Genomic DNA, 15,931 nt, shown 5'->3' with positions numbered 1-15,931 from the left:
GGTTAGTCGCCGCGCGGGCCTGCTTCGCAGGCCTGGCGGAGGCTTGCGCTTGATCGAGGACGAATTCCTGCGCGAAGCCGCCGACACGCGCGCCGGCGGCGCACCGCTCTCCCGTCCCGCCGTGGCGAAGCCGCCAACCCTCAAGCGGCTCAACCTCGCGCTGCAGGGCGGCGGCACGCATGGCGCCTTCACCTGGGGCGTGCTGGAGCGGCTGCTGGAGGATGACCGGCTGGAATTCGACGCGGTCTCCGGCACCTCCGCCGGCGCGGTGAATGCCGCCGTCTTCGTCCAGGGCCTCTGCGAGGGCGGGCGGGAGGGTGCGCGCGCCGCGCTCGACCGCCTCTGGCACGATGCCGCGTCGCGCATGGCCGTCTCGCCGCTGCAGAACACGCCGCTCGAGAAGGCGATCTGGGGGCATGACCTGACCTGGTCCTTCGCCTACCAGACCTTCGAGACGCTGACCCGCGTGCTCTCGCCCTACCAGATCAATCCCACGCCCTATGACTGGAACCCGCTGCGGCCGGTGCTGGAGCAGGCGGTGGACCCGGAAGTGCTGCGGACGGGGAAGGGGCCGAAGCTCTTCATCTCCGCCACCAGCGTGCGCACCGGCAAGCCGCGCGTCTTCACGCGGGAGGAGGTGACGGTGGACGTCATCATGGCCTCCGCCTGCCTGCCGCAATTCTTCAAGGCGGTGGAGATCGACGGCGAGCCCTACTGGGATGGCGGCTATCTCGGCAACCCGGCGCTCTGGCCGCTCTATGAGCAAGGCGGCGCGCCGGACCTGGTGCTGGTGCAGCTCAATCCCACCGTGCGCGACGAATTGCCGACGCATCCGACCGACATCAACAACCGGCTGAACGAGATCAGCTTCAACGCCTCGCTGATGGCGGAGATGCGCGCGATCGACTTCGTGCAGCGGCTGCTGGATGCCGGAAGGCTGGAGCAGCCCCGCTACCGCCGCCTGTTCCTGCACGTGATCGAGGACGAGGAGCGCATGCGCGAGTTCAAGCTCTCGACCAAGCTGAACGGCGAGTGGAGCTTCCTGCAGACGCTCAAGGGCTATGGGCGCGACGCGGCGGCGAAATGGCTCGCCGAGCATTTCGACAAGCTCGGCCGCGAGAGCAGCGTGGATATCCGCGCGCGGTTCCTGTAGAGCCCGGTCGCCACAAGCGGCGCCGCCCTATCGCCCCTCCAGCTTCGTCAGCAGCCGCTCCACGTTGCGCCGCGCGCGCTTCTCGAAGGGCAGGTAGTAGCGGTCGGTGATGAAGATCCGCTCCCGCCACAGCAGCATCTGCAGCGCCGCCACGCGGCCGAGCCGGTAGTTGTCCTCGCGCAGATGCGCGAATTCCTCGCGGTAGCCCGCCTCATAGGCGTCGAACGCCGCGGCCGGCGCGCCCAGCACCATGTTGTCCATGTCGAGCAGCAGCGCCGCGTCGCCGCGCAGCGAGACATCCTTCGTCGCCGGGATCTTCTGCGCATCGAGCGCGAGGATCAGCCGCTCCGCCCGCGCCAGCGTCCAGTCGGGCGCGCTTCCGCCCGCCATCTCGCGCATCAGCGCCACGCTGCGCCGGGCGCTGTCGGCCTCCCGCCGGTCGAACACCGCCTTGTGGAACAGCACGGCCAGGATGAAGGCGCTGCGGTCGGCGATCGCCGCCGCCACGTCCTCGGCCTCGGCCAGGAGCTCCGCCACGCGCGGCCAGCGATGGAAGGCGCGGTGCGGCTCCGCATAGCGCCGCTGCAACTCGGCCAGGATACCGGCGTCCAACCCGCCCCCCTTTCCGCCGCGCGCGGGATCGGGCCGGCGGCGGGCAAGGCCCTACCTATCCGCCCGCGAGGCCCCTGTCAGCCGGGCGCTCGACACCGTGCCCCCCTCCACCCATGCTGCACCCATGGAGCAAAGGACCGAGCCGGCCGCCGGGCGGCTGGCCGCGGCGGAGTGCGCGGGGCTGACCCTGCTCGGCGAGTTGCCGGCGCCGCTGCTGGGACGCGTCCTGGCGCAGGCCCGCCTGGCCGAGGTCTCCGCCGGCGAGGTCATCCTGCGCCGCGGCGACAGCAACGACGCGCTGCATTTCCTGCTCTCCGGCAGGCTGCACGTGCATCTCGACCTGGTCGAGACGTCCCGCCCCGTCGAACTCGCCCCCGGCAGCATGTTCGGCGAGGTCTCGGTGATCGACGGCCAGCCTGCCTCCGCCTTCGTGATCGCGGCGGCGCCGAGCCGGCTGCTGACGGTGCCCGGGCCGGTCTTCTGGGCGGAGATCGCCGATGCGCCGGGGGCGACGCGGACCGTGATGCGCGCACTGAGCCGCATCCTGCGCAGCAACAGCGCGGCGGCGGCGGCGGCCCTGCATGAGCGGCTGCGGCACGAGGCCCTGGCGCGCGAGCTCACCTTCGCCCGCGAGATCCAGATGGGGATGCTGCGGCGGGCCAGCCCGTGGTTCCCCGCCGAGGACCGCTTCGCGGTCGCCGCCTTCATCGAGCCCGCGACCGAGGTCGGCGGCGACCTCTACGACGCCTTCCTTCTCGATCCCGACCACCTGCTGGTCGCCATCGGCGACGTCTCCGGCAAGGGGGTCGCGGCCGCGCTGGTGATGGTGCGCACCCTCGCCCTGCTGCGCGGCGCCGCGGCGGGGCGCCGGCCGCTGTGCGAGACGCTGGCGGAGCTGAACGAGGCACTCGCCGCCGGGAACGACGCCGCCATGTTCGTGACGCTCTTCGTCGGCGTGCTCGACCTGCGAAGCGGGGCCTTGGCGTGTTTCAACTTTGGCCATTGCCCGCCGCTGCTGCGCAGCACGGACGGCGCCGCGTCGTTGCAGCCGCTGCGGCCGGCGCCGGCGCTCGGCATGGTGGAGGGCGCCCGCGCCGCGGAGGGACGCATTCTGCTCGAGCCGGGCGCGACGCTGCTGCTCTACTCCGATGGCGTGACCGAGGCGATGGACCCGGCGGGGGAGGCCTTCGGCAATGACCGCCTGCTCGCCGCCGCCGCGGCGCCGCCGGGCGGCGCGCCGGAGGCGCTGGTGCGCCACGTCGCGGAGGAGGTCCTGCGCTTCGGCGGTGCGGCGGGGCAGGCCGACGACGTCACGCTGCTCGCCCTGACCTGGCGCGGTCCGGCGGCGGGCTGAGGCTCAGGCGGCCTTGGACGTGACGCCGTCGAAGCCCGGCGCCATCGGCATCCAGAGCGGATCGCCGGCATCCTGTCGGTCCACCGGGACGGCCATGCGCGTCATTGTAGCCATCACCTTGTCTCGCGCGACGATGCCATCTCGGCCAGCCGGCGGCGCACGAAGGCCAGCAGCCGCTCTGCCGAAGGCGTCAGCCTCGCGTCACGCACGCGCAGCACCGAAAGGCGGTTCGTGACGTTCCAGCCCGGCAGCGCGATCACGGCGAGCGTTCCGGCCTTCAGCGCATCCGCCACCACATGGTGCGCGATCGCAGCGATGCCGTAGCCCTTCAGCGCGGCATGCACGATCGCCTCGTTCGACGGCATCTCGAGCGCCCGGCGCGGCACGATGCCGAGCTGCGCGAGCGCCGCATCGGCGGAAAGCCGCGTCGCCGAGCCCGCCTCCCGCGAGATCCAGGTGCGGCGTTCGATGGCCTTGCGCGTCGCGCGCCGCGGCAGCAGCGGCGGCGCGCCGACGATGACGACCTCGTATTCCAGCAGCGGCTCCGCCTCGATTTCCGGCGCGCCCGCGGCGCCGGCCACGAAGCCGAGTTCGGCGCGGTGCGAGCGCAGCAGATCCACCGCCTGGGCGGCCGTGCCGAGCTGGAGCGAGACGGCGATCGCGGGATGCGCGTGCTGGAACTCCGCGAGCAGCCCCGGCAGAACGTAGGTGCCGGTGACGGAGGACGCGACCAGCGCGACGGGCCCCGGCCCATCCTGGCGGAACTGCGCGATGCCGAGCCCGGCCTGCGCCAGCAGCGCCTCGGCGCGCAGCACGTAGTTCGCGACGAACTCGCCGGCCTGGGTCAACGCGCCGTCCCGGCGCGCGCGGTCCACCAGCACCAGGCCGAGCGCCGCCTCGAGATCGGCGACGTGCTTCGACACGGCGGGCTGGCTGATGCGCAGCTCCGCCGCCGCGCCGGAGAAGGAGCGCTGTCGGGCGAAGGCGGCGAAGGCGCGCAGGCGGGCTTCCAGTTTCATAACGGCAGATTATTCTATTCCGCCGAGTATGTATTTTTTTCTTTGTCGCAGCGCCGCTACCCTGCGGGTCGTTGCATCCGGAGCATCACGCCATGCCCGCCTTCCTCTGCGTCACCTGCGGCGCGCAGTTCACGCCATCGGACGCTCCGCCCGCCTCCTGCCCGGTCTGCGAGGACGAGCGGCAATACGTCCCCGCCTCCGGCCAGGCCTGGACGACGCTGGAGCGGCTGCGCGGCAGCCACAGCAACATGTTCCGCCGCCTCGCCCCGGGCATCATGACGATCGAGACGACGCCCGGCTTCGGGATCAAGCAGCGCGCCCTCCTCGCCCAGACGCCGGCGGGCAACGTGCTGTGGGAATGCCTGGCCCTGGTGGACGACGCCACGATCGACATCCTGAAGGCGTTCGGCGGCGTCGCGGCGATCGCGATCTCCCACCCGCACTACTATACCTCGATGGTGGAATGGAGCCGCGCGCTCGGCGGCGTGCCGATCCACCTTCACGCGGCAGACCGCGACTGGGTGATGCGGCCCGATCCCGCCGTGCATTTCTGGGACGGCGACACGAAGGAACTGGCACCCGGCCTGACCCTGATCCGCCTCGGCGGCCACTTCGCGGGCGGCACCGTCCTGCACTGGGCGGATTGGGACGGCGGGCGCGGCGTGCTGCTGTCAGGCGACATCCTCCAGGTGGTGCCGAGCCGCCATGTCAGCTTCATGTGGTCCTACCCGAACCTGATCCCGCTTTCGGCCGGCACGGTGCGGCGCATGGCGGCGATCCTGGAGCCCTTCGCGTATGACGCGGTCTATGGCTCCTTCTCGGGGCGCGGGCAGATCGACACGAATGGCAAGCAGGTCGTCGCCGCGTCGGCCGCGCGCTACATCGCGAAGGTCAGCGAAGCGTAGGTCGGATCTCCGGGGGACTGGCTCGCGCCCGGCGATCTCGACCTTCTGTGAGCGCGGCGCCGCAAGGCGGCGGCACGCAGCGTCAGGCGGCCTTGGCCTCGCGCCGGCGACGGGTCAGCACGAACTCGGTGTAGCCGTTCGGTTGCGCGGTGCCCTCGAACACCAGGTCGCAGGCGGCCCTGAAGGCAACGCCGTCGAAGCCCGGCGCCATCGGGCGATAGGCCGGGTCGCCGGCATTCTGCCGGTCCACCACGGCGGCCATGCGCTTCATCGTCGCCATCACCTGCTCGCGCGTGACGATGCCGTGGCGCAGCCAGTTGGCGATGTGCTGGCTGCTGATGCGCAGCGTCGCGCGATCCTCCATGAGGCCGACATCGTTGATGTCCGGCACCTTGGAGCAGCCCACGCCCTGGTCCACCCAGCGCACCACATAGCCCAGGATGCCCTGCGCGTTGTTGTCGAGCTCGGCCTGCACATCCGCCGGCGCCCAGTTGGTGTCCCTGGCCAGCGGGATGGTGAGGATGTCGTCGAGCTTCGCGCGGCGTCCGCCGGCGGCGATCTCCGCCTGGCGGGCGGCGACGTCCACCTCGTGGTAGTGCAGCGCATGCAGCGTGGCGGCGGTGGGGGAGGGGACCCAGGCGGTGCTCGCGCCGGCCTTCGGATGGGCGACCTTCTGCTCCAGCATCGCCGCCATCATGTCGGGCATCGCCCACATGCCCTTGCCGATCTGCGCGCGGCCGCGCAGGCCGCAGGCGAGCCCGACATCCACGTTCCAGTCCTCATAGGCCTTGATCCAGGGCAGGCCCTTCATGTCGTTCTTGCGCACCATCGCGCCGGCTTCCATGGCGGTGTGGATCTCGTCGCCGGTGCGGTCGAGGAAGCCGGTGTTGATGAACACCACGCGGTCCTTCGCGGCCTTGATGCAGGCCTTGAGGTTCACCGTGGTGCGCCGCTCCTCGTCCATGATGCCCATCTTGAGCGTGGCGCGCTTGAGGCCGAGCGCATCCTCCACCCGCGCGAAGAGCGCGTCGGCGGCCGCCACCTCCTCAGGCCCGTGCATCTTGGGCTTCACGATGTAGACGCTGCCGGCGCGGGAGTTCAGGCGCTTGCCGCGGATGTCGTGCAGCGCGATGACGACGGTCGCCATTGCGTCCAGAACGGTCTCCGGCGTCGGTTCGGGTCCCTTCGCACCATCGAGCGTGACGGCATCGGTCATCATGTGGTGGCCGACATTGCGCACCAGCATGACCGACCGGCCCGGAACCGTCACGGCGCCGCCGCCCGGCGTCCTGTAGCTGCGGTCGGGGTTGAGGCGGCGCGTGAGGGTCTTCCCCCCCTTCTCGAAGTCCGCGGTCAGGTCGCCCTTCATCAGGCCGAGCCAGTTGCGATAGACCGCGATCTTGTCGGCGGCGTCCACCGCGGCGACGGAATCCTCGCAATCCTGGATCGTGGTCAGCGCCGATTCCAGCACGACATCCGAGATCCCGGCCGGGTCGTCCCTGCCGATCGGGCTGGTGCGATCCACGCGGATCTCCAGATGCAGCCCGTGGTTCACCAGCAGGATAGCGGTCGGCGCCCAGGCGTCGCCCTGATAGCCGACGCATTGTCCAGGCCGCGCGAGGCCGACCTTGCGGCCATCCTTCAGCGTCGCGGTCAGCGCCCCGCCCTCGATGGCGTAGCCGGCCGTCTCCGCATGCGAGACGCCGCCGGCCAGTGGCGCGGCGCGATCCAGCAGCCGGCGCGCGAAGGCGATCACCTTGGCGCCGCGCACGGGGTTGTAGCCCTTGCCTCGCGGCGCGCCGTCGTCGTCCGGGATCGCATCGGTGCCATAGAGCGCGTCGTACAGGCTGCCCCAGCGCGCATTGGCGGCGTTCAGCGCGTAGCGCGCGTTGGAGACGGGCACCACCAGCTGCGGCCCGGCAAGCTGCGCGATCTCGGGGTCAACGTCGGTGGTGCCGATGCTGAAATCGCCGGGCTCGGGCTGCAGGTAGCCGATCCCGCCCAGGAACGCCTTGTAGGCGCCGAGGTCCACCGGGCGCGCGGGGTTGGCGCGGTGCCAGGCATCGATCTTCGCCTGCAGGGCGTCCCGCTTGGCGAGAAGCTCGGCATTGCGTGGAGCCCAGTCGCGCAGGATGGCTTCGAACGAGCTCCAGAAGCGCCCCGGTTCCACGCCCGTGCCGGGCAGCGCCTCGTTGTCGATGAAGTCGCGCAGCGCGACCGCCACGCCAAGGCCGCCGATACGGACCGTTCCTGACACGTCTCTTGCACTCCGTCGCAGCCCGCCGGCCAGGAAAGCGGCGTCGGCGGGGCGGCGGCGGTTTGCGGGCATTCGCCGGCCGAGGCAAGGGGGCCGGGCGGACAAACGGCCCGGCGCGCCTGCCCTGTCGGGAATGTCAGGTTGCCGCAACCTTTGCGAGCATTTCTCGAAGACGACGCAACGGCAGTGGCTGGCCGGTGCCAGCAGGCCAAGCATCAACCGGCCGCATCGACTGGCTGGACTTTATGAACGGAGAGATAGAAAGTAGACTAATCACATTATCGGGAAGCCCCGCGATCGTGAGCCCCCTGACCCTCACCGCGCGCCACGCGCTGCCGGCCGATGACGGATCGTTCCGTCGCATGGCCCCGGTGCAGCCGCGCACCATGGTCGAACAGGCCGCCGAAGCCGTGGTCGCCGCCGCGGCGCGCGGCGCCTTCCTGCCCGGCGATCGCCTGGTGGAGGCCGAGATCGCGCGCGACCTCGGCATCAGCCGCGTGCCGGTGCGGGAGGCGCTGCGCCTGCTGGAAAGCCAGGGCATCGTGGTCAGCACCCCCTACAAGGGGATGCGCCTGATGCAGGTCACCAGCCGCGGCGTCGCGGAACTCTCCCGCGTGCGCGTCGCGCTCGAGTCGCTGGCGCTGCGCGAGATCGTGGCCGCGGGCCTCGGCGAGACCGGCCTGCTCGGCGCCCGCCGCGCGGCGGAGATGCATGAGCGGGCCCTGGCGGTGGCCGATCCGGCTGCCGTGGTTGCCGCCGATGTCGCCTTCCATGGCGAGCTCTGCCGCCTTTCGGGCAATGCCGCGCTGCATGCGCTCTGGCTCGGGCTGGCGCGGCAGCTCTGCGTGGTCTGGGGTCTCGGGCAGGGGGTGCGCGAGTCCCGCATGATCATCACGGAGCATCACAGCATGCTCGACCGCCTGTCGGCCGGTGACGCCCCGGGGGCGGTCTCCGCCCTCGAGGGCCATATCGCCTGGCACGAATCCTTCGATTTCGAGGCCGCGATCGAGGCAAGGCGGCGCCAGCGGCGCTGAGCCCGGCCCGGGCGGCTTGCCGGGCGGCCGGGCGGGACCGATCCTCGCACGCCGAAAGGGAAGCCTGCATGCCGCTCCGCTACGATCCGCCCCCCCACGTCACCCAGCACTGGACGGTCGCGAAGCCGGCCGCGCGTGGCCGCGCCGGCATGGTGGTCAGCCAGTCGCGCGACGCCGCGCTCGCCGGCATCGCCGTGCTCGAGGCCGGCGGCAACGCGGCGGATGCCGCGGTCGCCACGGCCTTCGCCCTGGCGGCGATGGAGCCCTGGAACTCCGGGCTCGGCGGTATCGGCTTCGCGCAGCTTGCTGCGCCGGGCCAGCCGGCGGAGACGCTCGATTTCGGTCCCGTCGCGCCGTCCGGGCTCGATCCCGCCACCTTCCCGCTCACCGGGCGCGTGAAGGCCGACCTGTTCACCTGGCCCGAGGTCGAAGGCGACCGCAACATCCACGGCCCGCTGTCCTTCGTCATTCCCTCGGCGGTGGCCGGCTATGCGGCGCTGCATGCGCGGCATGGCCGCCTGCCGGCGGCGGATGTGCTGGCGCCGGCCATCGCGCTGGCGCGGCGCGGGCTGGCGCAGGACTGGTTCACGACGCTCAAGGTCGCCAACGCGGCGGCGGTGCTGCGGCTCTACCCGGAGTCGGCGCGCATCTACCTGCCGAACGGCCTGCCGCCCGTGCCGCCCTACCAGGGTGCGCCCGGCTTCTTCCGCCTCGGCGCCCTGGCCGACACGCTGGAGCAACTCGCCCGCGGCGGCTTCCGCGACTTCTACGAAGGCGAGGTCGCGCAGGCGATCCTGGCCGATTGCCGGGAGGCCGGCGCGCTGCTCGCCGCCCAGGACCTCGCCGGCTGCCGCGCCCGCTTCCTGCCGGCCGTCTCGGTGCCCTGGCGCGGCCGCACGCTGCATCTCTCCAACGGCCTGACGGCGGCGCCGACCTTCCGCCGCGTGATGGCGCTGATGGAGGAGGCCGACTGGTCCGGCGCCGCGCCCTCGGCCGCCTGGCACCTGGCCTTCGCGCGCGCCATGCAGGCCGCCTATGCCGAGCGCCTCGCCGGCCTCGGCGATGCCGAGCCCAAGGGGGCGGACAGCTGCACCACGCATCTGACCGTCTGCGATGCGGACGGGATGATGGTCTCCATGACCACCACGCTGCTCTCCTCCATGGGCAGCCGCGTGGTGCTGCCGCGCTCGGGCGTGCTGATGAACAACGGCGTGATGTGGTTCGACCCGCGTCCCGGCACGCCGAATTCCATGGCGCCGGGCAAGCGGCCGCTGACGAACATGTCGCCGGTGATCGCCACCGATGCCGAGGGGCGGCCGGCGATCGCGCTCGGCGCGTCCGGCGGGCGGCGCATCCTGGCCGCGGTCTTCCAGATGCTGTCCTTCGTCGCGGGCTTCGGCATGGACCCGGAGGCGGCGGCGCATCAGCCGCGCATCGACGTCTCGGGGCCGGAGGGCGTCACCGCCGATCCGCGCCTGCCCGCCGGGACGCTCGCCGCGCTCTCCGGCGCGGCCGGACCGGTCGGCGCGGTCGAGCATGCGGTGCTGCCGGTGAACTATGCCTGCCCGAACCTGATCGCCATCGGGCCGGACGGGCTGCGCACCGGCGTCAGCGACGCGATGTCGCCCTGGTCCGCGGCGCTCGCGCAGTAGGGCGGCGATGCGCGGCGCGCCCTCCCTCGCCGAGGAGATCGTCCTGCTCTCGCTGGACGACGACACCGGCCGGCCGGTCGGGCGCAGCGGCATGGCGCCCGACCTCGCGCTGGCCGGCGCGCTGCTGATGGACCTTGCGCTGGCCGGGCGCGTGGACACCGACCGCGACCGGATCTGGGTGGCGGACAACACGCCCACCTGGGACCCGGTGGCGGATCGCGTGCTGGCCGAGCTCGACATGCCGGGGGCGCCCGGCGATGCGCGCGGCGCCTTGATCCTGCTGGCGCGCGGCGCCGCGGACGCGCGGGAGGCGCTGCTCGCCCGGCTCGTCGAGGCCGGCGTGCTGCGGCGGCAGGAAGGGCGGGTCCTCTGGGTCTTCCCCGACCGGCGCTATCCCAAGGCCGCGGGCCGCGAGGCGGCCGAGCATGCCCGCGCGAGGCTGCGTCGCCTGCTGCTGGCCGAGGAGATCCCCGAGCCGCGCGACGCGCTGCTGCTCGGCCTCGTCCGCGCGGCCGGGCTGTTGCCGCTGCTGTTCTCGCCCGAGGAACTGCTGCGCATCCAGGATTGGCTGGACCTGGTCACCCGGATCGAGAGCCTGAACCGTTCGCTCGGCGCCGCGGTGGCGGAGGTGCGGTCGGCGCGCAGCCCCTCCGGCTGACGCGGCACGGGGTTTGCTCACACGGCGGTTGCGGCCTTCGGCCTGCCCGTGACCCGATTGTCATGCCCGGGAAATGTGCAGCGCAGGGTCCGCATGACCTTCGGGAGTGCACCCATGCTGAATCGCCGCCACCTCTTCGGCCTCGCCGCCGGCGCCCTCGCCGCGCCGTCGCTGGCCCATGCCCAGGCCGCCTGGCCCAGCCGCACCATCCGGCTGATCGCCCAGTTCCCGCCTGGCGGGCTGGTGGACACCGTCTCGCGGCTGATCGCGCCGCACATGGCGCAGGCGCTCGGCGTCAGCGTGGTGGTGGAGAACCGCGCCGGCGCCGGCGGGGTGATCGGCACCGACATCGCCGCCAAGGCGGCGCCGGACGGGACCACCCTGCTGATGAGCCATGCCTCGGTGCATGTCTTCGCCACCGCGACGCGCCCGACGCTGCCCTTCGACCCGATCACCGACTTCACCCACATGGTGCATCTGGTGGAGGCGCCGAACGTCATCCTGGTGCGCGGCAACTCGCCCTTCCAGACGCTCGGCCAGTATGTCGAGGCGGCGAAGACGCGGCCGGTGCGCTACGGCTCCTCCGGCATCGGCTCGGCGCCGCATCTGCTCGGCGCGCTGCTCTCCACCGAGGCGCGCGCGTCCAACCTCGACCACGTGCCCTATGCCGGCAGCGCGCCGGCGATGCAGGACCTGCTGGCGAACAACATCGAGTCGATGATCGACCCGATCACCACCAATGTGCGCCAGATGCAGGACGGCTCGCTGCGTGCGCTCGCCGTCTCCACGCCGCAGCGCCTGCCGGCCTTCCCGAACGTGCCGACCTTCGCCGAGCTCGGCTTCCCGAACCTGACCTCGGCGCAGTGGCTCGGCCTGTCGGCGCCGAAGAACCTGCCGGCGCCGATCGCGGAGCGGCTGACGGCGCTGATGACGACGATCATCGCGCGCCCGGACATCATGGCGCGGCTGACCGACCTGCAGACGCTGCCGCGCAGCCCGGCCTATCCGGCGGGCCCGGATTTCGTGGCGCTGATGCGCCAGGAGATCACGCAATGGACCGCCGTGGCGCGGCAATTCAACATCGTCGTCGGCTGACGCCCGTGCTCCCTCCCCCGCAATGCGGGGGAGGGAGGGTTCTTCAACGCCCGAAGGCGCGCCGGAGCTCGTCCACCAGGTCGGTCTTCTCCCAGGTGAAGGTGCCCTTCTCGGCGTCCGGCGTGCGGCCGAAATGGCCGTAGGCGCTGGTCGGCACGTAGATCGGGCGGTTCAGGTGCAGGTGCTCGCGGATGCCGCGGGGCGAGAGGTTCACCAGGCCGTCGATCACCTTGGCCAGCTTCGCCTCGTCCACGTCCTTGCCGGTGCCGTGCAGGTCGAAATAGACCGAGAGCGGCTTGGAGACGCCGATCGCGTAGCTGACCTGGATGGTGCACTTGTCCGCCAGCCCCGCGGCGACGACGTTCTTCGCCACGTAGCGCGCGGCATAGGCGGCGGAGCGGTCCACCTTCGTCGGGTCCTTGCCGCTGAACGCGCCGCCGCCATGCGGGGCCGCGCCGCCATAGGTGTCCACGATGATCTTGCGCCCGGTCAGGCCGCAATCGCCGTCCGGGCCGCCGATCACGAACTTGCCCGTGGGGTTCACGTAGAACTCGTCGGCGGGGCACATCCAGCCCTTGGGCAGCGTGCTTTCCACCAGCGGCCAGAGCATGCGCTTGATCTCGGCCTGCTCCAGCCCCTCGACATGCTGGGTGGAGACGACGACGGAGGTGGCGCCGACCGGCTTGCCGTCCACGTAGCGCAGCGTGACCTGGCTCTTCGCGTCGGGCAGCAGGCCCTGGACCATCTTGTCGTTGTTGCGGCGCAGCTCGCTGATGCGGCGCAGGATGGTGTGGGCGTAGTAGAGCGGCGCCGGCATCAGGTCCGGCGTCTCGCGGCAGGCATAGCCGAACATGATGCCCTGGTCGCCGGCGCCCTCGTCCTTGTTGCCGGCGGCGTCCACGCCCTGCGCGATATGCGCGGACTGCGCATGCAGGTGGCACTCGACGCTGGCGTTCTGCCAGTGGAAGCCTTCCTGCTCGTAGCCGATGTCATGGATCGCCATGCGCGCCAGGTGCTGCAGCAGGTCGGCGGTGACGCTGCCCGGGCCGCGCACCTCGCCGGCGAGGACCACGCGGTTGGTGGTCACCAGCGTCTCGCAGGCCACGCGCGAATAGGGGTCGGCGGTGAGGAAGGCGTCGAGGACGGTGTCGGAGATGCGGTCGGCCACCTTGTCCGGGTGGCCCTCGGAGACGCTCTCCGAGGTGAACAGATACTCGCCGGTATCGCGCATGGCTTGGTTCGGCCTCTTGTCGCGTGGAAAGGCCGGCAGACCCCGGCCGCGGAAGACCCGGCGGATCCGGGACGGGGGCGTATCGCAGCGGAGTGAGGCAGGGTCAAGGCGGCCGGGCGACGCCCGCCGCGGTGGCGTTCAGCCCGGCGCGTAGGGCTGCAGCTTGTCGGCGAAGGCGAAGGTCGGGTTGGATTCGACCACCACCGCCACCTGCTGGTGCTGCGCCTGGCAGCCGATGTAGCGATAGGTGGCGCCGGCGGCGCGCACCCATTCGAGCCACGCCTTGTGCTCGTGGTTCCGCCAGCCGGGATAGTTGAAATACTCGTTGAAGGCGACGATCGTCCCTGGCGCGATATGCGGCCCGAGATGGCGCAGGATGTCCATCGTGGAGGAATAGAGGTCGCAATCCACATGCAGGTAGGAGACCGGCTCGCGGTGCTCGGCGACGAAGCCGGGCAGGGTCTCGCTGAACCAGCCGATGACGAGCTCGGCATTCGCCGGCACGGGCGGCGGGGCGCTGCGCGCGAAGGCGCCTTCGCCGCGACCGAACTTCCAGGCTTCCGGCAGGCCCTTGAAGCTGTCGAAGCCGTAGACGGTCTGGTCCGGGCTGGCCTGGGCGATGGTGGTGAGGGTCCGGCCTGAGGCGACGCCGAATTCCAGCGCCAGGCCGCGGATGCGCCGCTGCTGCAGCGACCACTTGTAGAACTGGCGCGTGTTGTTCAGCAGCGTCGCGCCGTCCATGTGCTCCGTGTAGTAGCGGGCGCTTTCATAGCCCGAGACCAGCCGCGCCATCTTGCGGATGTCGCAGGCATCGCCGAAGCCGCCGAAGAGATGCTGGAAGATCGCCTCGGCCATGGCCGTCTTTTCCGGGTCGGGCGCCTCGGCCACGCGGGCCGGGCGAGGCGTGGCATCCTCGGGCATCAGCGCTCCGTCTCGATCGGTTGTTTCGGGCTTCGGCGGGTCTAGAGACGGGGCCTGGGGCCGTCAAGCAGACGGCGCCGGGGCGCCCGAGCCCGTCGCCGCAGAAACGCTGGGATGCGGCGCGGTGCCGGTCTTCGCGCAGACCGCGAGGTAGAGCCGCGCGACCTTCGGGATCGCCGGCCGGCGGATGGCGACGAAGGCCAGGTGCGGCAGCGCTTCCGCGTAGCGGCGCTCCGCCGCCAGGAAGGCGCCGAGCGCGTAGTTCAGCCAGAGATGCTTGCGGTTGATCGCCAGCCCGGCCCGCAGATGCGCCTCCCGCTCCTCCGGCGGGCCGGCCGCGGCGCGGTTCATGTGCCATTCCGGGCTGCGTTCCAGCCTGGGCGCGATCTCGCCCAGCAGGTCCTCGGCCGTCGGCGTGCCGGCCACCACCCGCAGCACGATGCGCGAGAGCGCGCCCGCTTCCACCAGCACGCGGGAGACGGTGTGCCCGCCGGCCGGCACCTCCACCGGTACGACATCGGCGCCCTGCGCCATGATCAGCCGCGCATGCTCGGCATCCCGCGTGCCGGGCTCGTAAACGATGTAGTGCCGGCAGCCGCGGGCCACCCGGCCGTCCCAGGCGCGAAAGGCGATGCGTGCCGCCTCCGGCGCCCAGCGGGTCTCGAAGGGAACGAGGTCGCGACGGATGCTGAACTGCGGCGCGAAGGCGATGCTGCGCCTGGCACCGAACCGGTCGGACAGCGTCACCGCGCCATAGGCGCCCATGCTGGCGCCCATCGCCGCGACATTCGGCCCGGTGAGGCGTGCCACCGCGGCGAGGCAGTCCTCCATGTCCGGATACTGGTACCAGCTGTTGTCCACCGGCACGATGTGCAGGGCGTTCAGGCGGTATTTCGCCGCGAAGCGATCCCCGAAGGGCCGGTTCTGCCGGTTGCGCCACAGCGGCTCGAAGGTGACGAGTTCATAGCCCTCGGCGTCGAGGCGCCCGGGATCGGCGACATTCGCCAGCACCCGCAGCGTGTCGGAGGCGTAGATCGTCGGGAGCGTCATCTCAGCCGAGGCCAAGCACGTCCCGCATGCCATAGAGTCCAGGCGGCCTGCCCTGCAGCCACAGCGCCGCGCGCACCGCGCCGGTGGCATAGGCGCGGCGGTCGAAGCTGCGATGGGTCAGCGCGATGTGCTCCGTCGCGCCCGCGAAAAGCAGCGTGTGCTCGCCCACCACCTGGCCGCCGCGCAGCGCGGCGAAGCCGATCGCGCCGGTGGCGCGCGGGCCGGTGTGACCGTCGCGCCCGCTTTCCTTGCCGGCCGCCTCCAGCGTCGTGCCGCGGCCGCTGGCCACGGCACGGCCCATGGCGATGGCGGTGCCGGAGGGCGCGTCCACCTTCTGGCGGTGATGCATCTCGACGATCTCGGCGTCGTATTGCGCGGCGGGCAGGGCGGCGGCCATGCGCTCGGCCAGCGCCAGCACAAGATTCACGCCGGGCGAGAAATTCGCGGCATAGACGATCGGCACGCGCTGCGCGGCCTCGGCCACCGCGCGCTCCTGCGCGGCGTTGAGGCCGGAGGAGCCGAGCACGAAGCCCTTGCCCGCCGCGGCGGCGCGCGTGGCATGCGGCACGGCTTCCTCCGCATGGGTGAAGTCGATCACGATGTCGGCGGCAGCGAACAACGCCGCGGCATCCGGCAGCAGCGCGGCGCCGGCCGGCGGCGCCTTGGACGAACCGGGGCGAACCGTACCGCCCGCAAGCGTCGCGCCCGCCGCCGTCACTTCCTCCGCCAGCAGGCGTCCCATGCGTCCGGCGATGCCGGCGATCCCGATGCGCATGCCGCACCCTCCGAAAACGAGGTTGCTGATTCGCCCTTGGACGCAAAGGGGTCAAGCGCGGCACCCCCGACACGCTTCGGATGTTGGCGGCGCGCGTCGCGGGGGGGGGGGGGGGGGGGGGGGCCGCGCTGGGGGGGGGGGGGGGGGAGCGTCGGCGTCTCGCTGGCGACCCCGCTGGCCTCGCCGCGCATCCTGGCGCGCTGGTTCGAGATGCC

Annotated in this window: 14 protein-coding genes; 7 read left to right on the top strand and 7 right to left on the bottom strand. The window is 71.9% G+C overall.

Annotated elements, in window-relative coordinates; translation table 11 throughout:
• Positions 1-49: 49 nt before the first annotated feature.
• Positions 50-1,153 carry a patatin-like phospholipase family protein gene (locus tag AC1MIR_RS14780; RefSeq protein WP_480028954.1) on the top strand — a complete coding sequence of 368 codons (1,104 nt, stop codon included), beginning with the start codon at positions 50-52 and terminating at the stop codon, positions 1,151-1,153.
• A 27-nt stretch (positions 1,154-1,180) separates the two neighbouring features.
• Here the strand turns inward: AC1MIR_RS14780 and AC1MIR_RS14775 are convergent, their stop codons facing one another.
• The gene (locus tag AC1MIR_RS14775) at positions 1,181-1,765 is read right to left on the bottom strand and encodes an HD domain-containing protein (protein ID WP_480028953.1); all 585 of its coding nucleotides are present in this window, start codon (positions 1,763-1,765) and stop codon (positions 1,181-1,183) included.
• Positions 1,766-1,889: 124 nt separating this feature from the next.
• On the opposite strand from AC1MIR_RS14775, the gene AC1MIR_RS14770 reads away from it, so the two are divergent.
• On the top strand, positions 1,890-3,119 hold the full coding sequence (locus AC1MIR_RS14770; RefSeq protein ID WP_480028952.1) for a PP2C family protein-serine/threonine phosphatase: 1,230 nt from the start codon (positions 1,890-1,892) through the stop codon (positions 3,117-3,119).
• Positions 3,120-3,232: 113 nt separating this feature from the next.
• On the opposite strand, the gene AC1MIR_RS14765 is transcribed toward AC1MIR_RS14770, so the two are convergent.
• Positions 3,233-4,138: a LysR substrate-binding domain-containing protein gene (locus AC1MIR_RS14765; RefSeq protein ID WP_480028951.1), complete on the bottom strand. Its 906-nt coding sequence runs from the start codon at positions 4,136-4,138 to the stop codon at positions 3,233-3,235.
• Between the two features lie 92 nt (positions 4,139-4,230).
• Between AC1MIR_RS14765 and AC1MIR_RS14760 the strand changes: the two genes are divergently transcribed.
• On the top strand, positions 4,231-5,043 hold the full coding sequence (locus AC1MIR_RS14760; RefSeq protein WP_480028950.1) for an MBL fold metallo-hydrolase: 813 nt from the start codon (positions 4,231-4,233) through the stop codon (positions 5,041-5,043).
• Between the two features lie 82 nt (positions 5,044-5,125).
• Here the strand turns inward: AC1MIR_RS14760 and AC1MIR_RS14755 are convergent, their stop codons facing one another.
• Positions 5,126-7,300: a malate synthase G gene (locus tag AC1MIR_RS14755; RefSeq protein ID WP_480028949.1), complete on the bottom strand. Its 2,175-nt coding sequence runs from the start codon at positions 7,298-7,300 to the stop codon at positions 5,126-5,128.
• Positions 7,301-7,599: 299 nt separating this feature from the next.
• Between AC1MIR_RS14755 and AC1MIR_RS14750 the strand changes: the two genes are divergently transcribed.
• The 4 genes from AC1MIR_RS14750 (at position 7,600) to AC1MIR_RS14735 (ending at position 11,739) form a co-directional block, all read left to right on the top strand.
• Positions 7,600-8,334, top strand: a complete 735-nt coding sequence (locus AC1MIR_RS14750) for a GntR family transcriptional regulator (protein WP_480028948.1) — start codon at positions 7,600-7,602, stop codon at positions 8,332-8,334.
• 68 nt (positions 8,335-8,402) lie between these two features.
• The gene (locus AC1MIR_RS14745; protein WP_480028947.1) at positions 8,403-9,986 is read left to right on the top strand and encodes a gamma-glutamyltransferase; all 1,584 of its coding nucleotides are present in this window, start codon (positions 8,403-8,405) and stop codon (positions 9,984-9,986) included.
• 7 nt (positions 9,987-9,993) lie between these two features.
• A complete protein-coding gene (locus tag AC1MIR_RS14740) occupies positions 9,994-10,644 on the top strand; it encodes a GOLPH3/VPS74 family protein (RefSeq protein ID WP_480028946.1) in 651 nt (216 codons plus the stop codon).
• A gap of 114 nt (positions 10,645-10,758) precedes the next feature.
• Positions 10,759-11,739 carry a Bug family tripartite tricarboxylate transporter substrate binding protein gene (locus AC1MIR_RS14735; protein ID WP_480028945.1) on the top strand — a complete coding sequence of 327 codons (981 nt, stop codon included), beginning with the start codon at positions 10,759-10,761 and terminating at the stop codon, positions 11,737-11,739.
• Positions 11,740-11,782: 43 nt separating this feature from the next.
• Here the strand turns inward: AC1MIR_RS14735 and metK are convergent, their stop codons facing one another.
• The 4 genes from metK to dapB form a co-directional block, all read right to left on the bottom strand.
• Positions 11,783-12,970, bottom strand: coding sequence for a methionine adenosyltransferase (gene metK / locus AC1MIR_RS14730; protein WP_480028944.1), 1,188 nt, complete (start codon positions 12,968-12,970; stop codon positions 11,783-11,785).
• Positions 12,971-13,108: 138 nt separating this feature from the next.
• On the bottom strand, positions 13,109-13,891 hold the full coding sequence (locus tag AC1MIR_RS14725; RefSeq protein WP_480028943.1) for a class I SAM-dependent methyltransferase: 783 nt from the start codon (positions 13,889-13,891) through the stop codon (positions 13,109-13,111).
• A gap of 63 nt (positions 13,892-13,954) precedes the next feature.
• The gene (locus AC1MIR_RS14720; protein WP_480028942.1) at positions 13,955-14,941 is read right to left on the bottom strand and encodes a hypothetical protein; all 987 of its coding nucleotides are present in this window, start codon (positions 14,939-14,941) and stop codon (positions 13,955-13,957) included.
• A 1-nt stretch (position 14,942) separates the two neighbouring features.
• A complete protein-coding gene (dapB, locus tag AC1MIR_RS14715; protein ID WP_480028941.1) occupies positions 14,943-15,716 on the bottom strand; it encodes a 4-hydroxy-tetrahydrodipicolinate reductase in 774 nt (257 codons plus the stop codon).
• Between the last annotated feature and the right edge of the window lie 215 nt (positions 15,717-15,931).

This window comes from Falsiroseomonas sp. RANM36 (assembly GCF_056682175.1).
The sequence above is the reverse complement of the archived record's forward strand: the minus strand, read 5'-3'. Positions and strand labels throughout refer to the sequence as shown.

Excerpts from the sequence above, each read along its gene's own strand:
- AC1MIR_RS14760 (WP_480028950.1), top strand. The coding sequence starts at position 4,231 with ATGCCCGCCTTCCTCTGCGTCACCTGCGGCGCGCAGTTCACGCCATCG.
- AC1MIR_RS14725 (WP_480028943.1), bottom strand. The coding sequence starts at position 13,891 with ATGCCCGAGGATGCCACGCCTCGCCCGGCCCGCGTGGCCGAGGCGCCC.
- AC1MIR_RS14765 (WP_480028951.1), bottom strand. The coding sequence starts at position 4,138 with ATGAAACTGGAAGCCCGCCTGCGCGCCTTCGCCGCCTTCGCCCGACAG.
- AC1MIR_RS14745 (WP_480028947.1), top strand. The coding sequence starts at position 8,403 with ATGCCGCTCCGCTACGATCCGCCCCCCCACGTCACCCAGCACTGGACG.
- AC1MIR_RS14720 (WP_480028942.1), bottom strand. The coding sequence starts at position 14,941 with ATGACGCTCCCGACGATCTACGCCTCCGACACGCTGCGGGTGCTGGCG.
- AC1MIR_RS14770 (WP_480028952.1), top strand. The coding sequence starts at position 1,890 with ATGGAGCAAAGGACCGAGCCGGCCGCCGGGCGGCTGGCCGCGGCGGAG.
- metK (WP_480028944.1), bottom strand. The coding sequence starts at position 12,970 with ATGCGCGATACCGGCGAGTATCTGTTCACCTCGGAGAGCGTCTCCGAG.
- dapB (WP_480028941.1), bottom strand. The coding sequence starts at position 15,716 with ATGCGCATCGGGATCGCCGGCATCGCCGGACGCATGGGACGCCTGCTG.
- AC1MIR_RS14740 (WP_480028946.1), top strand. The coding sequence starts at position 9,994 with ATGCGCGGCGCGCCCTCCCTCGCCGAGGAGATCGTCCTGCTCTCGCTG.
- AC1MIR_RS14735 (WP_480028945.1), top strand. The coding sequence starts at position 10,759 with ATGCTGAATCGCCGCCACCTCTTCGGCCTCGCCGCCGGCGCCCTCGCC.